Source organism: Sphingobium sp. TomMM35A (assembly GCF_054771735.1).
The window spans coordinates 2,359,008-2,372,848 of the sequence record NZ_BSRC01000001.1 but is presented as its reverse complement, the minus strand read 5'-3'; the positions used below and the strand labels follow the sequence as shown (position 1 = coordinate 2,372,848).

At 65.0% G+C, this 13,841-nt stretch carries 12 protein-coding genes; 6 read left to right on the top strand and 6 right to left on the bottom strand.

Translation table 11 applies throughout. The annotated features are described in order from the left end of the window. Window positions 1–74: 74 nt before the first annotated feature. Window positions 75–590 carry a hypothetical protein gene (locus ACYU8T_RS11935; protein WP_247232275.1) on the top strand — a complete coding sequence of 172 codons (516 nt, stop codon included), beginning with the start codon at window positions 75–77 and terminating at the stop codon, window positions 588–590. Between the two features lie 60 nt (window positions 591–650). Here ACYU8T_RS11935 and ACYU8T_RS11930 read toward each other — a convergent pair whose 3' ends face one another. The 4 genes from ACYU8T_RS11930 to mutY are packed head-to-tail and all read right to left on the bottom strand — an operon-like array spanning window position 651 to window position 4,780. After that, a complete protein-coding gene (locus tag ACYU8T_RS11930; RefSeq protein WP_247232272.1) occupies window positions 651–1,448 on the bottom strand; it encodes an inositol monophosphatase family protein in 798 nt (265 codons plus the stop codon). After that, window positions 1,435–2,781 carry a TldD/PmbA family protein gene (locus ACYU8T_RS11925; RefSeq protein WP_461159561.1) on the bottom strand — a complete coding sequence of 449 codons (1,347 nt, stop codon included), beginning with the start codon at window positions 2,779–2,781 and terminating at the stop codon, window positions 1,435–1,437. Before ACYU8T_RS11925 ends, ACYU8T_RS11930 begins: the two co-directional genes overlap by 14 nt. A 39-nt stretch (window positions 2,782–2,820) precedes the next feature. Then, complete coding sequence (gene nudC, locus ACYU8T_RS11920; protein WP_461159560.1) at window positions 2,821–3,723, bottom strand: NAD(+) diphosphatase; 903 nt, start codon at window positions 3,721–3,723, stop codon at window positions 2,821–2,823. Beyond that, on the bottom strand, window positions 3,713–4,780 hold the full coding sequence (mutY, locus tag ACYU8T_RS11915; RefSeq protein ID WP_461159559.1) for an A/G-specific adenine glycosylase: 1,068 nt from the start codon (window positions 4,778–4,780) through the stop codon (window positions 3,713–3,715). Before mutY ends, nudC begins: the two co-directional genes overlap by 11 nt. Before the next feature lie 26 nt (window positions 4,781–4,806). Here mutY and ACYU8T_RS11910 point away from each other — a divergent pair, with 26 nt between their 5' ends. The 4 genes from ACYU8T_RS11910 to ACYU8T_RS11895 all read left to right on the top strand — a co-directional run bounded on the left by ACYU8T_RS11910 (window position 4,807) and on the right by ACYU8T_RS11895 (window position 10,421). Beyond that, window positions 4,807–5,349: a DUF721 domain-containing protein gene (locus tag ACYU8T_RS11910; protein WP_201515365.1), complete on the top strand. Its 543-nt coding sequence runs from the start codon at window positions 4,807–4,809 to the stop codon at window positions 5,347–5,349. 99 nt (window positions 5,350–5,448) lie between these two features. Continuing rightward, window positions 5,449–6,120, top strand: a complete 672-nt coding sequence (locus ACYU8T_RS11905) for a thioredoxin domain-containing protein (protein WP_461159558.1) — start codon at window positions 5,449–5,451, stop codon at window positions 6,118–6,120. Window positions 6,121–6,165: 45 nt separating this feature from the next. Next, window positions 6,166–6,900: a thioredoxin domain-containing protein gene (locus tag ACYU8T_RS11900; RefSeq protein ID WP_461159557.1), complete on the top strand. Its 735-nt coding sequence runs from the start codon at window positions 6,166–6,168 to the stop codon at window positions 6,898–6,900. Between the two features lie 80 nt (window positions 6,901–6,980). Beyond that, window positions 6,981–10,421, top strand: coding sequence for a chromosome segregation SMC family protein (locus ACYU8T_RS11895; RefSeq protein ID WP_461159556.1), 3,441 nt, complete (start codon window positions 6,981–6,983; stop codon window positions 10,419–10,421). A gap of 125 nt (window positions 10,422–10,546) precedes the next feature. Here the strand turns inward: ACYU8T_RS11895 and ACYU8T_RS11890 are convergent, their stop codons facing one another. Both ACYU8T_RS11890 and ubiA read right to left on the bottom strand, forming a co-directional pair. Continuing rightward, complete coding sequence (locus ACYU8T_RS11890) at window positions 10,547–11,998, bottom strand: phospholipase D-like domain-containing protein (protein ID WP_461159555.1); 1,452 nt, start codon at window positions 11,996–11,998, stop codon at window positions 10,547–10,549. After that, window positions 11,995–12,897, bottom strand: a complete 903-nt coding sequence (gene ubiA, locus ACYU8T_RS11885; protein WP_461159554.1) for a 4-hydroxybenzoate octaprenyltransferase — start codon at window positions 12,895–12,897, stop codon at window positions 11,995–11,997. The genes ACYU8T_RS11890 and ubiA overlap by 4 nt, the downstream gene beginning before the upstream one ends. Before the next feature lie 110 nt (window positions 12,898–13,007). Between ubiA and ACYU8T_RS11880 the strand changes: the two genes are divergently transcribed. Further along, the gene (locus tag ACYU8T_RS11880; protein WP_097090615.1) at window positions 13,008–13,754 is read left to right on the top strand and encodes a 16S rRNA (uracil(1498)-N(3))-methyltransferase; all 747 of its coding nucleotides are present in this window, start codon (window positions 13,008–13,010) and stop codon (window positions 13,752–13,754) included. Window positions 13,755–13,841: the final 87 nt, after the last annotated feature.

Here is a 13,841-nt window from a genome sequence, read left to right as displayed (position 1 = left end):
AGACGCTCAACACGGCCTCTTGCTCATTCCCGTCGAGCGCCACTAGATAAAGGCTGAAAGCTGGAGGGAGCGCGATGCAGGAATTCTTCATGGACTATGGCCTTTGGCTGCTGATCGGATTGCTCGTCCTGATCGGCGCCATATTCCTGCTCGCGGGGCGCAAGGCGTCGGTTGACTCGCCTGCCGCCGAACGGCCCGCCTTGGTCGAGAAGGAAGTAGCGCCGACAGCTGCGGCCATTCCAGAGCCGGTAACGCCCGCTCCCCCGATTATTGCGGCCGAGCTCCAGCCGTTGGTCGCACCAGTGGCACCCCCACCAATCGCGTCTCAGGCCACCGCCCCCGTGCAAGGCGGTCAGGATAATCTGCTGAGAATGAAGGGCGTAGGACCAAAGCTCAACCAGCTGCTTATCGAACTGGGTGTCACCCGCTATGAGCAGATCGCCAATTGGACCGACGCTGACTTAACGGCGATCGACGCGAAACTCGGCAACTTCAAAGGGCGTCCGGTCCGCGATCAGTGGATCGATCAGGCGAAATATCTCGCAGCGGGAGATTTCGCCGGTTTCGAAGCCAAGTATGGCAAGCTCTAAGCCGCGAGCGCTGCGGCTGGGGTCAGCCCAATTCTTCCAACAACCGACACAGGCCGCGCGCTAAGCCCGCCCCAGCAACTCACGCGCGCGGGGGGCGAGGCGGTTGGTGGCGGCTTCGTGGATGCCTGGGGCCGTGCAAAGCAGACCGAAGGCGGTGGGTTCGGGGCGATTAAAGGACAGGGGATCGCCGAGCGCGTCGGTGACTATTGCGCCCGCTTCCTGTGCGATCAGGGCGGCTGCGGCGACGTCCCATTCATTGCCCCAACGGACAGTGGCGACGATATCGGCTTCGTCAGCGGCGACCATCGCCATGCGCAGGGCGATGCTGTTGGGTTTGTGGACGGCGCGAAGATCGCTGTCGTGACGGGGCAGATGGTCGGCGGGCACGCGGGCGCCCGGCAGGATCATGCGCGAACCGGCGGTGAGGGTTCGGCCGTTTCGAGTAGCGCCCTCCCCTGCCCTGGCAATCCACAACTCATTGCGCGCGGGCGCAGCGAGTATTCCTATGCTTACCGCCCCATGTTCGACCAGTGCGACCGAAACCGCCCATCCAGGACGCCCACGCAAATAGTCGCGGGTGCCATCGATCGGATCGACGACCCAGACGCGGGCAAGGTCCAGCCGGTGAACGGTATCGGCGGTTTCTTCGGACAACCATCCGGCCGCAGGATCGATGAGGCTGAGGCTCTGGCGGAGCATGACGTCGATTTCGAGGTCCGCTTCGCACACGGGATGGCCCGGGACTTTTTCCCATTGGCGCACCTGGGTCTGCCCGCCCGCCCAGAGGGTAAGCGCCCGGTCAGCCGCATCCGATACCGCGCCGACGAGCGCACGCAGATCGATCTCAGCCCCCGGCAACGGTCATCCCGTCGATGCGGATAGTTGGCACGTTCATGCCATAGCGAAATACAAGGTCGTTTGCAGGAACAAGGACGCGGAACATGTCCTTGAGATTGCTGGCGATGGTGATTTCGGACACCGGCCGGGTGATTTCGCCATCCTCGATCAGGAAACCGGCCGCGCCGCGGCTATAATCCCCCGTGACGCCGTTGACGCCCATGCCGATCAATTCTGTGACATAGATGCCGCGCTTGATGTCCGCCATGAGCTCGGCTGGCGAGACGCTGCCCGGCTCCATATGGACGTTGGTGACACCAGCGCCAGGCGCGCCGCTGCCGCCCCGGCTCGCATGACCCGTGGGTTCTAGGCCGAGCTGGCGGGCGGAGGCGCTGTCCATCAGCCAGCCCGTCAGCACGCCCTTGTCGATCAGAGCGCTGCGAGCGACGGGAAGCCCTTCCCCGTCAAAAGGACGCGAACGCAGCCCGCGCGGGCGCAACGGATCGTCGATGATGGTGATGGCGCTGTCAAACAGTGTTTCTCCGAGGGAATCGAGGAGGAAGCTCGAGCGCCGCGCAATGGCAGCGCCGACCATCCCGCCGATCAAATGGCCGAGCAGGCCGGAGCCAATGCGCGGATCGAAGAGAACGGGCAGGACGCCGCTTTCAATCTTGGCGGGATTGAGGCGAGCAACCGCCCGCTCCCCGGCGCGCTGGCCGATCGCCGTAGGATCATCAAGGTCGTCCAGGTAGCGCGCACTGTGACTGGCATGGTCACGCTGCATATCCGCGCCCGTGCCTGCGAGGACGCTGGCCCAGGTCGAATGGCTGGTGCCCGCATAAGCGCCGGCAAAGCCGTGGCTGGTTGCGAGCGCAACCTGGCTTCGGCCGTTCGATGCCCCGCCGCCCTCACTGTTCGTGACGCCCGACACGCCGCGAGCGGCTTCTTCCGCCTCAAGAGCGCGGGCGCGCAGCAGCGCAGGTTCCGGGTCGCTCGGGTCGGCTATATCGAGTTCCGGCAAGCTGCCGCGCAACAGCCGATCTTCGGGCGCGAGTCCCGCATAGCGGTCCTCCGGGGCCTCCCGCGCCATGGCGATGCAGCGGTCGACCAGCGTAGCAAGGGTGGCTGGATTCATGTCCGACGCAGCGATGCTGGCGGAGCGCTGGCCAACGAAAAGGCGCAGGCCGATTTCCTCACCTTCGGACCGCTCCACATCCTCCAGCGCGCCAAGGCGCACGGCTACAGTGGTGGAGGCATTGCAGGCATAAATGGCATCTGCCGCATCAGCCCCTGCCCTGCGTGCCGCCGTTACCAGATCCTGCGCGCGCGACTGGGCTTCTTCGAGGCTGAGCATATGTGCGGGGCGTTCCTGATAAGGGGTCAGGCTTTGGCCTTACGCGCTTGGGCCGAGCGGGGCAACCTGCGCATCAGCCCAATGCTTAAGCAGATGATGCGCGACCGCCATGAGAGGCGGCGCGGTGAAGGGTGCGTCGGCCTCACCCGCCAGAGCCGCGCGAACACCCGCCGCATCGCACCAGAAGGCATGCTGGATTTCAGTCTCGTCCAGCTTCAACGCATCATCGTCGGCCTGGCCGATGCAGGCGATCATGAGCGAGGAGGGGAAAGGCCAGGGCTGGCTCATCACATAGCGGACGGAATGGACGGTGACGCCCGCTTCTTCCTTGATCTCCCGCATGACCGCTTCTTCGATCGTCTCACCTGGCTCAACGAAGCCTGCGAGGGCGGAATAAAAGCCCTCGGGCCAGCTATGCTGCCGCCCCACAAGCACGCGGCCGTCATGCTCGGTAAGCATGATGACGACCGGGTCGACACGGGGGAAATGCTCCGCGTTGCAGGCGCCGCAACGGCGTGCCCATCCGGCCTTTTCGGGCGATGTGCGCGAGCCGCACACCGAGCAGAAGGGATGACGGCCATGCCAATGGACGAGGCTGCGAGCCGCGCCATAGAGCGCAACTTCGTCGGCCGGGATTTCAGTGACGATGGCGCGGCTACGGGGGCTGGGGAAGAAATTGCTGCCGACTTCCTGAGCAAGGCGGACGAAGACCGGGCGCTGTTCGTCGTCAAGGCCGAGCAGCAGATGATCGTCAAGGCTGGCGTCTGTCGCGACCGGCTCCATCAGAAGATGGCCATCCTGGGTGACGGGATCCAATCCATCGAGCACGAGGCAACGCGCGCCAGGCGAAGCGAGGGCTTGCGCTGCCTGATCGGGGTTCATGCGCATATGATCGGCTCTGTCGAGACGGCCGCCTGCATAGCCAAGCTGCTCAAGGGGCATGTGGTTCACTCTCCTTCATCGCCACATCTGCCGCGCGACGGAACAAGGTCGGCAATCCCGCCTCTTCCAACCGGGCGAGCGGCCACCATTCCCCCTCGCCGGGAGGTATGCTTTCATTTGCCACATGGGCGACATGGACGGTCAAGGCCAGCGAGAAATGGGTGAAGACATGGCCGACAGGTTGGGAAACCGTCTTCCATTCAGCAGCCATGGGTGGCGCGGCGGTGGGCGCGTCGCTCCAGTCCGAAGACGGGAGCGCGCGCATGCCGCCGAGCAGGCCCTTGGCCGGACGGCGGATCAACCAGACATGGCCGTCCGGTCGCTCGATCCACCAGCCATGGCCCAGACGGTGTGGCTTTGCCTTCTTCGCGACCTTGACCGGAAAGGCGGCTGCATCGGCGGTGCGGAAGGCCGCACAATCCTGGCGCAACGGGCAGATGCCGCAGGCAGGGTTGCGGGGCGTGCAGATGGTCGCGCCAAGGTCCATCATCGCCTGGGCAAAGTCGCCAGCACGCACATCGGGGGTAATGCGATCGGCGGCAGCGCGGATCGCGGGACGCGCTGCGGGCAACGGGGTATCGATCGCAAACAGGCGAGCAACCACGCGCTCCACGTTGGCATCCACCACGACGGCGCGGCGGCCAAAGGCGATCGCCGCCACCGCAGCGGCGGTATAGGCGCCAACGCCGGGAAGGGCGCGCAACCCATCTTCGTCGCCCGGAAAGAGGCCGTCATGCTGCTGCGCCACAGTGCGGGCGCAGGCGAGCAGGTTGCGGGCGCGGGCATAATAGCCAAGGCCCGCCCATGCCGCCATGACATCGGCATCCTCGGCTGCCGCAAGTGCTTGCACCGTGGGCCAGCGGGCCGTGAACTTCGCGAAATAAGGGGCGACCGCCGCCACCGTCGTTTGCTGAAGCATGATCTCGGACAGCCAGACTCGATAGGGATCTGTTGCGTTGCTCCCGGGCGGCGCGCGCCATGGCAGGCGGCGGGCATGCACATGATAATGCGCGAGCAGATCTTCTGCGATTTTCTGCGGGGTCCCCTCGACGTGCATGGCCGCCCTATGCCATTAAGCGGCGCATGACGGAACGGCCCGCGACACCCAAATTGAAAAGCCGTGCAGAAGCGGCGGCCGAACGGCCCCGCGTCGGCGGCCCGCGCCAGATCGCCGACCTGATGCCGCAAATTGGCGCTGCGGCCTTTCGCAAGTTCGGTTTTGTCCAATCCAGCATCGTCACGCGCTGGGCCGAGATTGTCGGATCGCATTATGCGGAGATTTCCGCGCCCGAATCGATCCGCTTCCCCGTCGGCAAGAAGGCAGGCGGGACGCTCCAGCTCACGGTCATGAGCGGCCATGCCCCTATGATCCAGCATGTGCTGCCGGACATTATCGAGCGGGTGAACCGATTCTTCGGCTATGCCGCGGTGGCGAAGATCGCGATGAAGCAGGGGGAAGTACGTGGAACAGCGGCCGAGCGGCGGCCACCGCCGCGCAACTTGCGGCCGGTCCCGATCGAGCTCGGCGATTCGCTGCGGGACATCGGCGACCCGGAACTGCGCGCCGTGCTGGAATCCCTGGCACAGGGGCTTGCCAATTCGAACGGCTTGCCGAAAATCAGCTAGCAAAAAAAAGGCGTGGTTCTGACAGCTATGCTGCGACCGGTACTGCCGCCTGCATCAATTCAACAGCCGTACAGGGGCGGCGCTTCATTGGGTGATCGCATGATGAAACTCCGCTTTGCCGTGCTTGCTCTATTTGCCCTGCCCTCCATCCTGATGGCGGCTCCCGCTGCCAACTGGACGGCGCGGGTCGCGCTTTCATCCATCGGCGGCCATGTGCTCGGCAATCCTGCCGCGCCTACGAAGCTGGTCGAATATGTAAGCTATACCTGTTCGCACTGCGCGCATTTCGTGGGCGAGGCGAGTGCACCCTTGAAGGCGAACTATGTGAAGGGCGGCAAGGTGAGCGTCGAAGTGCGCAATGCCGTGCGCGACAAATATGACCTTACCGCCGCGCTGCTGGCGCGATGTGGAGGCCCAAGGCGCTTCTTTGGCAATCACGAGGCACTGTTTGCCAATCAGGACGCCTGGATGGCGCAATTGCAGGCCTATGACCGAGGTGCCGTCAAGCCATCCGAGCAAATCCCCGCGCTCAAGGACATCGGGCGGAATACCGGGCTCTACACGTTGATGGGCAAGCGCGGCTTCACGCCCGCACAGCTTGATGCCTGCATTGCCGATCCGGCCGCGATGAAGCAGATATTGGCGATGACCGACGAGGCGTGGAACAAGGTGAAGATCGGCGGGACACCTGCCTTCACGATCAACGGGACGCGGGCCGGGGGGTCAAGCTGGACGAGCTTGCGCGATGCATTGCCCGCCGCCGCGCAGTGAACTAAACCCCTGATACCGACGCCCGAGCAACGGAGCCTGCACTCAGTGAAAGCCATTACCGGACTTGCCCTTATCGCCCTCTCGCTGACCATTTCCGCCTGCGGGAAAAAGGACGCGGCCAGCAACTCTTCCGCCGAGCCCGTCGCCGCGGTTGCTGCGCCGGCAGGGACCAGTTGGTCCAGCACAGTGACCGAAACGCCTGAGGGCGGCTTCGTCATGGGCAACCCGCAGGCGAAGGTGAAGCTGGTCGAATATGCGAGCTATACTTGCAGCCATTGCCGCGATTTTTCCGCCGAGGCTTCCGAGGAAATCCGCAAGATCGTCGATACCGGCAAGATGAGCTATGAATTGCGCAACTTCGTGCGCGATCCGATCGACATCTCGACCTCGCTCCTCGCCCGCTGCGGCGGCAAGGATGTCTTCTATCCGCTGAGCGAACAGTTCTTCGCCAACCAGAATGCCATGTTCGAAAAGGCGCAGGCGCTGGGTGATGCGAAATATCAGCAGTTGATGAGCAGCCCCCCGGCGCAGCGCTTCGGCAATCTCGCCGAAGCTGTCGGGTTGGTTGACTTCGCCAAGCAGCGCGGGATCGCGGAAGACAAGGCAAAGCAATGCCTTGCCGACACGGCGGCGGCTGAAAAGCTGGCCAAGGGTGTCGAGACCGCAAGCAATCAGTATAAGATCGACGGCACGCCGACCTTCGTCCTCAACGATGTGAAGGTGGACAATGTCGCAAACTGGGCGACATTGCAGCCCAAGCTGAAGGAAGCGGGTCTCTGATTGACTGAAGGGGGGCGGACATCTGCAATGAGCTTGCCCGCTGAAGGCGGGGCGGCCGCGCGCTGCCCCGGCGGACGGTCATGCAGATAAAGCGCCTCAAGCTTTCCGGCTTCAAGAGCTTCGTCGATCCGACGGAGTTGCGCATCGAACCCGGCCTTACCGGTATCGTCGGCCCCAATGGTTGCGGCAAGTCCAACCTGCTTGAGGCGATCCGCTGGGTGATGGGCGAATCCAGCGCCAAGTCGATGCGCGGCGCTGGCATGGAGGATGTGATCTTCGCGGGCACATCCACCCGGCCGCAGCGGGACTTTGCCGAAGTGTCGCTGCTGACCGTGCAGGAGCAGGGCGAGCTGTTCAATGCGGTCGAGGTCGGCGCGGACGGTGAACTGGAAGTCACGCGGCGGATCGAGCGCGGCGCAGGCAGCGCCTACCGCGCCAATGGCCGCGACGTGCGGGCGAAGGACGTATCGCTGATCTTCGCTGATGCCGCCACCGGGCCGCATAGCCCGGCGCTGGTAAGCCAGGGCCGGATCGCCGCCGTTATCGCCGCGCGGCCGCAGGAACGGCGGGCCATGCTGGAGGAAGCGGCAGGCATTTCCGGCCTGCATGTCCGGCGCAAGGATGCGGAGCAGAAGCTGCGCGCGGCCGAGGCCAATCTCGCCCGCCTTGACGAGATTTTGACCGACATGGAAGCGCGGGCGAGCAGCCTGCGGCGGCAGGCGAAGGCCGCCGAACGCTATATCAAGCTGTCCGAGCAGATCAGGGTGGCCGAAGGGCGAGTCATCTTCGCGCGCTGGCGTGAAGCGTCGGCGAGTGCAGATGCCGCGCGGAAGGAAGCCGCCGAGGCTGAAGGCGCGGTGCGGACTGCTCAGGAGGCGCAAGCGGCGGCGGCGGTGCATGCCAATGCCGCGGTGGAGACGCTCGCTGAACGACGGGCGGCGGCGCAGGCGGCGCGGGATCAGGCCAATGAGGCGGGCCATAGGCTATCGGCGCTGAAGACCGAGCGCGATGGCGTGGTGCGGCGGCTGCATGATCTGGCGCAGCAGTCCGAACGGCTGGAAGAGGATCGCGCGCGGGAAGGGACGCTCGCCAACGACGCGGCGGAGGCGATTGCCCGGCTTTCGGGCGAGATCTCAAGATTGAAACAGCGAATTGCGCAGATTGAGGCGATGCGGCCTGACTTTGCAGGGCGGATCGCGCAGGCGGAGGATGCGGCGCGCGACGCGGAGCTGGAACTGGCCAAGGCGATGGCGCGGCAGGCGAGCGAACAGGCGGAGTTGCGCGTCGCCGAAGCGGCGCTGGCGGCGGCGCGGAGCCGATTGGAGCGAGCGGAGCGGGAGGTGGCGCGGCTCGACGCCGAGGCGGCTGCCCTGCCCGATGCAGGGCCGCTGGAAACGAAGCGAAGAGACGCGCTGACCGCCCAGGCGCAGGCAGGAGCGGACCGCGACCGCGCGGAGGCGGCGATCGAACAGGGTGAGGCAGCGCGGCAGGCGGCAGCCGAAGCGCGGGCGACGGCGGAAGCGGCGCTTTCGTCAGCGCGCGCAGGTCTGGCCGCGCTCGACAGCGAAGTCGCGGCGCTGAAACGGGCAGTTGAGAGCGGAAGCGGCGCCAGCCGTGCGCTGGATCAGATGAAGGCCGCGCCGGGCTTTGAACGAGCGTTGGCTGCGGCACTGGGTGATGATCTCGAGGCGCCCGTAGGCGCCCAGGGCATGCGGCGTTGGCAAGGCGCGGTGCCTCTAGATGGTGATCCAGCCCTGCCTGCCGGGTGCACCGCGCTTGCGGATCATGTGAGCGCGCCTAAGGAGCTCGCGCGGCGGTTATATCAGGTGGCCGTTGCCGATAAAGACGATGGCCAGGGACTCGCTGTGGGCCAGAGGCTGGTCACCAAGGGCGGGCAACTACGGCGCTGGGACGGCTATGTTGCAGCGGAGGGCGGCGCTGCGGCGGCCGAGCGGCTGATCCGCCTCAATCGGCTGGAAGCTCTCGAGATTGTACGCCCTGCGGTGCATGCGGATGTCGATGCAGCCCGCAAGGCGCAGGACAAGGCTGCAGCGGATGAAAAGATGGCATCGGAAGCGCTGTCGGATGCGCGCACGAAGCTGGGCGGCGCAGATCAGCGGTTGCGGGCGGCGCTGCGCGCCGCTGATGAGTCAGCCACTGCGCTTGAGCGGCTGAGCGGTCGGCGCGAGGCCATCGACGAACGCTTGGCGGAAGCACGCGCAGATCAAGAGGCGGCACGCACTGAGCATGGAAAAGCGGATGCCGCTCGATCTGCCGTGCCCGATGGCGGCGAAACGCAGGCCCTGGTTGCCTCCCTATCCCAGCTGAGTGAGAAGGCCCGCATCTTCGCCAGTCAGTTGCAGGCGGATCAGGCGCTGGCTGACCGCGCGTTGGCAAGCGATCGGGAAAGAATGTCAGCGGCTGATGCCGAGGCCAAGGGGTGGCGTGCTCGAGCGGGCGAGGCGGCAAAGCGGATCGCGGCCATGGTCGATCGGAGCAAGACGATTGCCGCCGAGCGCGACGAACTGACGCTTCAGCCCGACCGGCTGGCGGAAGCGATCGCCCGGCTCGCCGAGCAAGGCGATGGCTTGGCGGAAGCTGCCGAGTCTGCGCGCCGCGCGGAGAGCGAGGCGGAAGCGGCTTTGCGCGCTGCCGAGACCAGGGCCGCGCAAGCGGGGGAAATACTGGCTCAGGCGCGTGAACGGCGCGCGACTGCCGCCGCGCGGGCCGAATCGGCGGAAGATAAGCGGATCGAGACGAACCGCTTTTCAGGCGAGCGATTTGAATGCCCTCCGCCAGTTCTTCCTGAGAAGCTGGGCTTCGTTAGTGCAGAGGTTCGGATTGCGCAAAGTGAGCAGGGTGAACATGATCGTCTGTCGGCCGAGCGCGAGCGGATCGGGCCAGTCAATCTGGTGGCTGCCCAGGAACTGGAAGAACTTGAGGCGACACAGGCGACCAGCCGGGCCGAGAGCGAAGAGTTAGCCCAAGCCATCAACCGGCTGCGCGGCTCCATCGGCAGTCTCAATCGCGAGGGGCGGCAGCGGCTGCTCGCCGCGTTCGAGGCCGTCGATGGGCATTTCCGGCGACTGTTCACCACTCTGTTCAACGGCGGGCAAGCGCATCTGGAATTGATCGACAGCGATGATCCGCTGGAGGCAGGTCTGGAAATCATGGCGCAGCCGCCGGGCAAGAAGCTGGCGGCGCTGACCCTGTTGTCAGGCGGTGAGCAGGCGCTGACGGCGGTCGCGCTGATCTTTGGCCTGTTCCTGACCAACCCGGCGCCGATCTGCGTGCTGGACGAAGTCGATGCGCCGTTGGATGACGCCAATGTCGAACGCTTCTGCGACTTGCTGGACGTCATGGTCGGCCAAACCGATACCCGTTACCTGATCGTCAGTCACAACGCGGTCACGATGGCGCGCATGCACCGCCTGTTCGGCGTGACAATGGTCGAGCGCGGCGTGAGCCGCCTGGTATCCGTCAGTTTGGGCGGTGCGGAAGAGCTGCTGGCGGCTGAATAGAGCAGAGCGCGTCCAAAATCCGAGCACTCGACCGTTCGGGCTGAGCCCTTCGACAAGCTCAGGGCGAACGGAATTAAACGGGGCGCCGGTTAAAAGCACATTGGTTCAGGTGAAAGAGCGCGCCGTCAGCGCTTCTTGCGCAACCGCCGGAACAGGCTGCGGTCAGCGACGGGCTCGAACATTTCCTCAGGACCTTCGGGATCCAGCACCTCATTGTCGGCGAGCCAGGCCTGCACATCGTTAAGGTCCGGCGTCACATAGGGACGCAAGGTTCGGCCCGGCTTGTCGCGCAACTGTTCGATGGCGGCGATCAGTCCACGCTCTGCGATGACGGCGGAGACGCGTTCCGCAGGCAGGTCCAGATGCTCTGCGATGAGGTCGTCGCGGATGGCAAGGATGGTCGCCTTCTGCCCGGCGTTCGCAGGCAGTACCGTGTCGATCGTCACGTCGCATTCGGTATCGAGCCGCAGCGAGCGGTTGTTCATGTTGGATGACCCGACGCGCACGCTGCGGTCATCGACGATCATGATCTTGGCATGGACGTAGATGGGTTCGCCGCGCACGGTGAAAGGATGGTAGATGCGCAGCTTGCCATAGGTGTCGCGGGCGCGCAGCGCTTCCACCAGCCGGGCGCGGGCCGTGTCCATCGCCTGCTGTTCCAGCCAGCCGTCAGCCTGTTCGGGATTGATGATGACGATTTCCGGGCCGTCGGGATCCCCGAGCCGGGCAGCGATCGCCTCCGCTATGCGGCGCGACGCGAAATATTGGCTTTCGGCATAGATGCTGTGCCGGGCCGCCGCGATCTGGTTCAGATAGAGCTTCTCGATCTCCCGATGCGGCTGCTGATCCTCCATTTCCGGCGCTGACCGGGAAATGGCGATGTCGACATTTTCGAACTGCACCGGCAGCGCATCGGGCCAGCAATCATGTTCGCCGAAGATGGGCTCCAACTCGCCACCGCCTGCACCCTGCCATCGGGCACGGGCATGGTCGCCCAGCACCATCGCCACATCGCCCTGCAATGCGGTGGTGGCGTCATGCCAGGGACCATAGGGCGAGCCATCGGGATGGTGGCGGCCAGGGTCTTCGTCACGGTGGTGGCGCGTGTCCCAACGGTCGCCGGTCATGTCGATGCCGCCGCAAAAAGCGAAGCAGTCGTCGATCACGACGATCTTTTGGTGGTGCGAGGCCGCGGGCGGATGATGGCTGTCCAGCTTCACCTGAATCCGCTTGTTGGCCATCCATTTGACGGTGGTGAAGAGGTTGGCGGGCTGCACCATCGACTTCATCGCGCCAACGTCCCAGCGCAGCAGGAAAATCTCAAGCTCCGGCTTCTCTGCGACGAGCCAACTGATGAAGTCGCCGATGATGACGGGCGCGCCATCTTTCGCCTCATCTTCGCGGATGAGGCTTATGGCTGCATCGAAATCCCATCCGATCAGCATGATGCGGCGCTTCGCCTTGAGCATGGCGGCACGGGCGTGGCGGAAATAGGCTTCGGCGTCGATGATCACGCTGGCCTTGGTTGCGCGGGCGATGCGCCAGCAATCCTCGCCCGGGAGGGGACCGCTGCTCATGCGCTGCCTACCACCAGACAGCCGAGCAACATGAGGAGCCCGGCAAAACGGTTCGACCGGAATTTGGTGAGAGGATCGGCTCCATCCTCCTTCAGCGTTCCCACCTGCCAGAGGAGATGCGCCGCCATCGGCAGCAACGCGGCGAGAGCAAGCCATTGCGGCCGGATCTGCCACAGCGCTGCGGCCCATAGGGCAAGTGCGGCCATATAGCAGAGTGTTACGCCAGCACGGACATGGCGGCCCATGGAAAGGGCGCTCGACCCGATACCGATCAACGCGTCATCCTCCCTGTCCTGCAATGCATAGATGGTATCATAACCTACAACCCAGAAGATGGTGCCTGCGTAAAGGAGTAGCCCCGGCAGGGTAAGCGCGCCCGCCACCTCGCTCCAGCCGACGAGCGCCGCCCAGGAGAAGACGAGGCCGAGCCAGATCTGCGGCCAGCCGGTGATGCGCTTCATGAAGGGGTAGGCGGCCACCAGCGCGAGGCTGCCGAGCGAGACGAGTTGCGCATAGGGGCGCAGTTGCAGCAGGACGACCAGCCCGATGAGGCAGAGCAAGATCAGCCATGCCCAGGCCGCCTTCAGACTGACCGCACCACTGGCAAGCGGTCTTGCGGCAGTGCGAGCGACCTTTCGGTCAAGGTCACGATCGACGATGTCATTGAACACGCAGCCAGCGCCACGCATGGTTATGCTGCCGAGCAACAGCCATAGGATGAGCGGCCAGCGTTCCCCTGCCCCGCCCGCCAGAACCACCGCCCAGGCACCCGGCCAGAAGAGCAGCCACCAGCCGATCGGACGATCGAGCCGGGCGAGCAGGGCGAGGGCGCGAGGCGTTGCGGGCAGGCGGGCAAGCAGGCTGCGCGCCTGGGTGTCGGGTACTATACTCTCACTCAACGTCACGCTCGCTTGTCGAAAGGCCGTTCTTCCTCTTTAGAGGAGTGGAGAGCCGCAACAAGCCTGTCCTGCGCTTGTTGAATGGCGCAGCCCGAAGGGATGGATGTTCGATGACTGCAACCCCTGCCTGGCCGCCTCAAAGCGCGCCGCGCCTGCATGTCGAGACGCAGTTGGGTGATGGCGTGGCCGTGCCGGTCGATGGCAATCCCGCCCATTATCTGATCAGCGTCATGCGGGTGAAGCCGGATGACATCATATTGCTGTTCGATGGCAGATCCGGCGAATGGGCCGCGCGGGTGCGGGACATGCGAAAGCGCGACCTGGTGCTGGAGTGCGTGAGCCAGACGAAAGCGCCGGAAGAGGTGCCCGATTTCTGGCTATGCTGCGCCCCGATCAAGAAGGGCCGCATCGACCTGATCGCCGAAAAGGCGTGCGAACTGGGGGTGGCGAAGCTGCAACCGGTGCTGACGCGGCGGGCCGTTGTGGACAAGCTGAACCTCGACCGGTTGCACGCGCATCTTGTCGAGGCGGCGGAGCAGTGCGGCCGCACCGCCTTGCCGGAACTGGGCGCGATGGTGAAATTGGACGCACTGCTGCGGGAGTGGCCCGATGACCGCTGGCTGTTCTTTGCCGATGAGAGTGGCGGCGAACCGCTGAACGAGGCGCTGCGCGCGCATCCGGGCGCAGCGGCGTTCCTTATCGGGCCCGAGGGCGGATTCGATCCAGCCGAGCGGGAGGCGATCCGCGCTGTCGGCAAGGCCGTTCCGGTCTCGCTGGGCCCGCGCATCCTGCGCGCGGAGACGGCCGCGATCGCAGCAACGGCCGCCTGGATGACGCTGAACGGCGACTGGCGATAGGAAAGCTGGGCCAGTTGCAATCCGAAATTGGATTGCAGCCCCAGCCAGCGCAACCTATTTGGTCGTTGAGCGCTGTCGATTGACGCG

Excerpts from the sequence above, each read along its gene's own strand:
- mutY (WP_461159559.1), bottom strand. The coding sequence starts at position 4,780 with ATGCACGTCGAGGGGACCCCGCAGAAAATCGCAGAAGATCTGCTCGCG.
- ACYU8T_RS11895 (WP_461159556.1), top strand. The coding sequence starts at position 6,981 with ATGCAGATAAAGCGCCTCAAGCTTTCCGGCTTCAAGAGCTTCGTCGAT.
- ACYU8T_RS11890 (WP_461159555.1), bottom strand. The coding sequence starts at position 11,998 with ATGAGCAGCGGTCCCCTCCCGGGCGAGGATTGCTGGCGCATCGCCCGC.
- ACYU8T_RS11880 (WP_097090615.1), top strand. The coding sequence starts at position 13,008 with ATGACTGCAACCCCTGCCTGGCCGCCTCAAAGCGCGCCGCGCCTGCAT.
- ACYU8T_RS11935 (WP_247232275.1), top strand. The coding sequence starts at position 75 with ATGCAGGAATTCTTCATGGACTATGGCCTTTGGCTGCTGATCGGATTG.
- ACYU8T_RS11925 (WP_461159561.1), bottom strand. The coding sequence starts at position 2,781 with ATGCTCAGCCTCGAAGAAGCCCAGTCGCGCGCGCAGGATCTGGTAACG.
- ACYU8T_RS11905 (WP_461159558.1), top strand. The coding sequence starts at position 5,449 with ATGATGAAACTCCGCTTTGCCGTGCTTGCTCTATTTGCCCTGCCCTCC.
- ACYU8T_RS11910 (WP_201515365.1), top strand. The coding sequence starts at position 4,807 with ATGACGGAACGGCCCGCGACACCCAAATTGAAAAGCCGTGCAGAAGCG.
- nudC (WP_461159560.1), bottom strand. The coding sequence starts at position 3,723 with ATGCCCCTTGAGCAGCTTGGCTATGCAGGCGGCCGTCTCGACAGAGCC.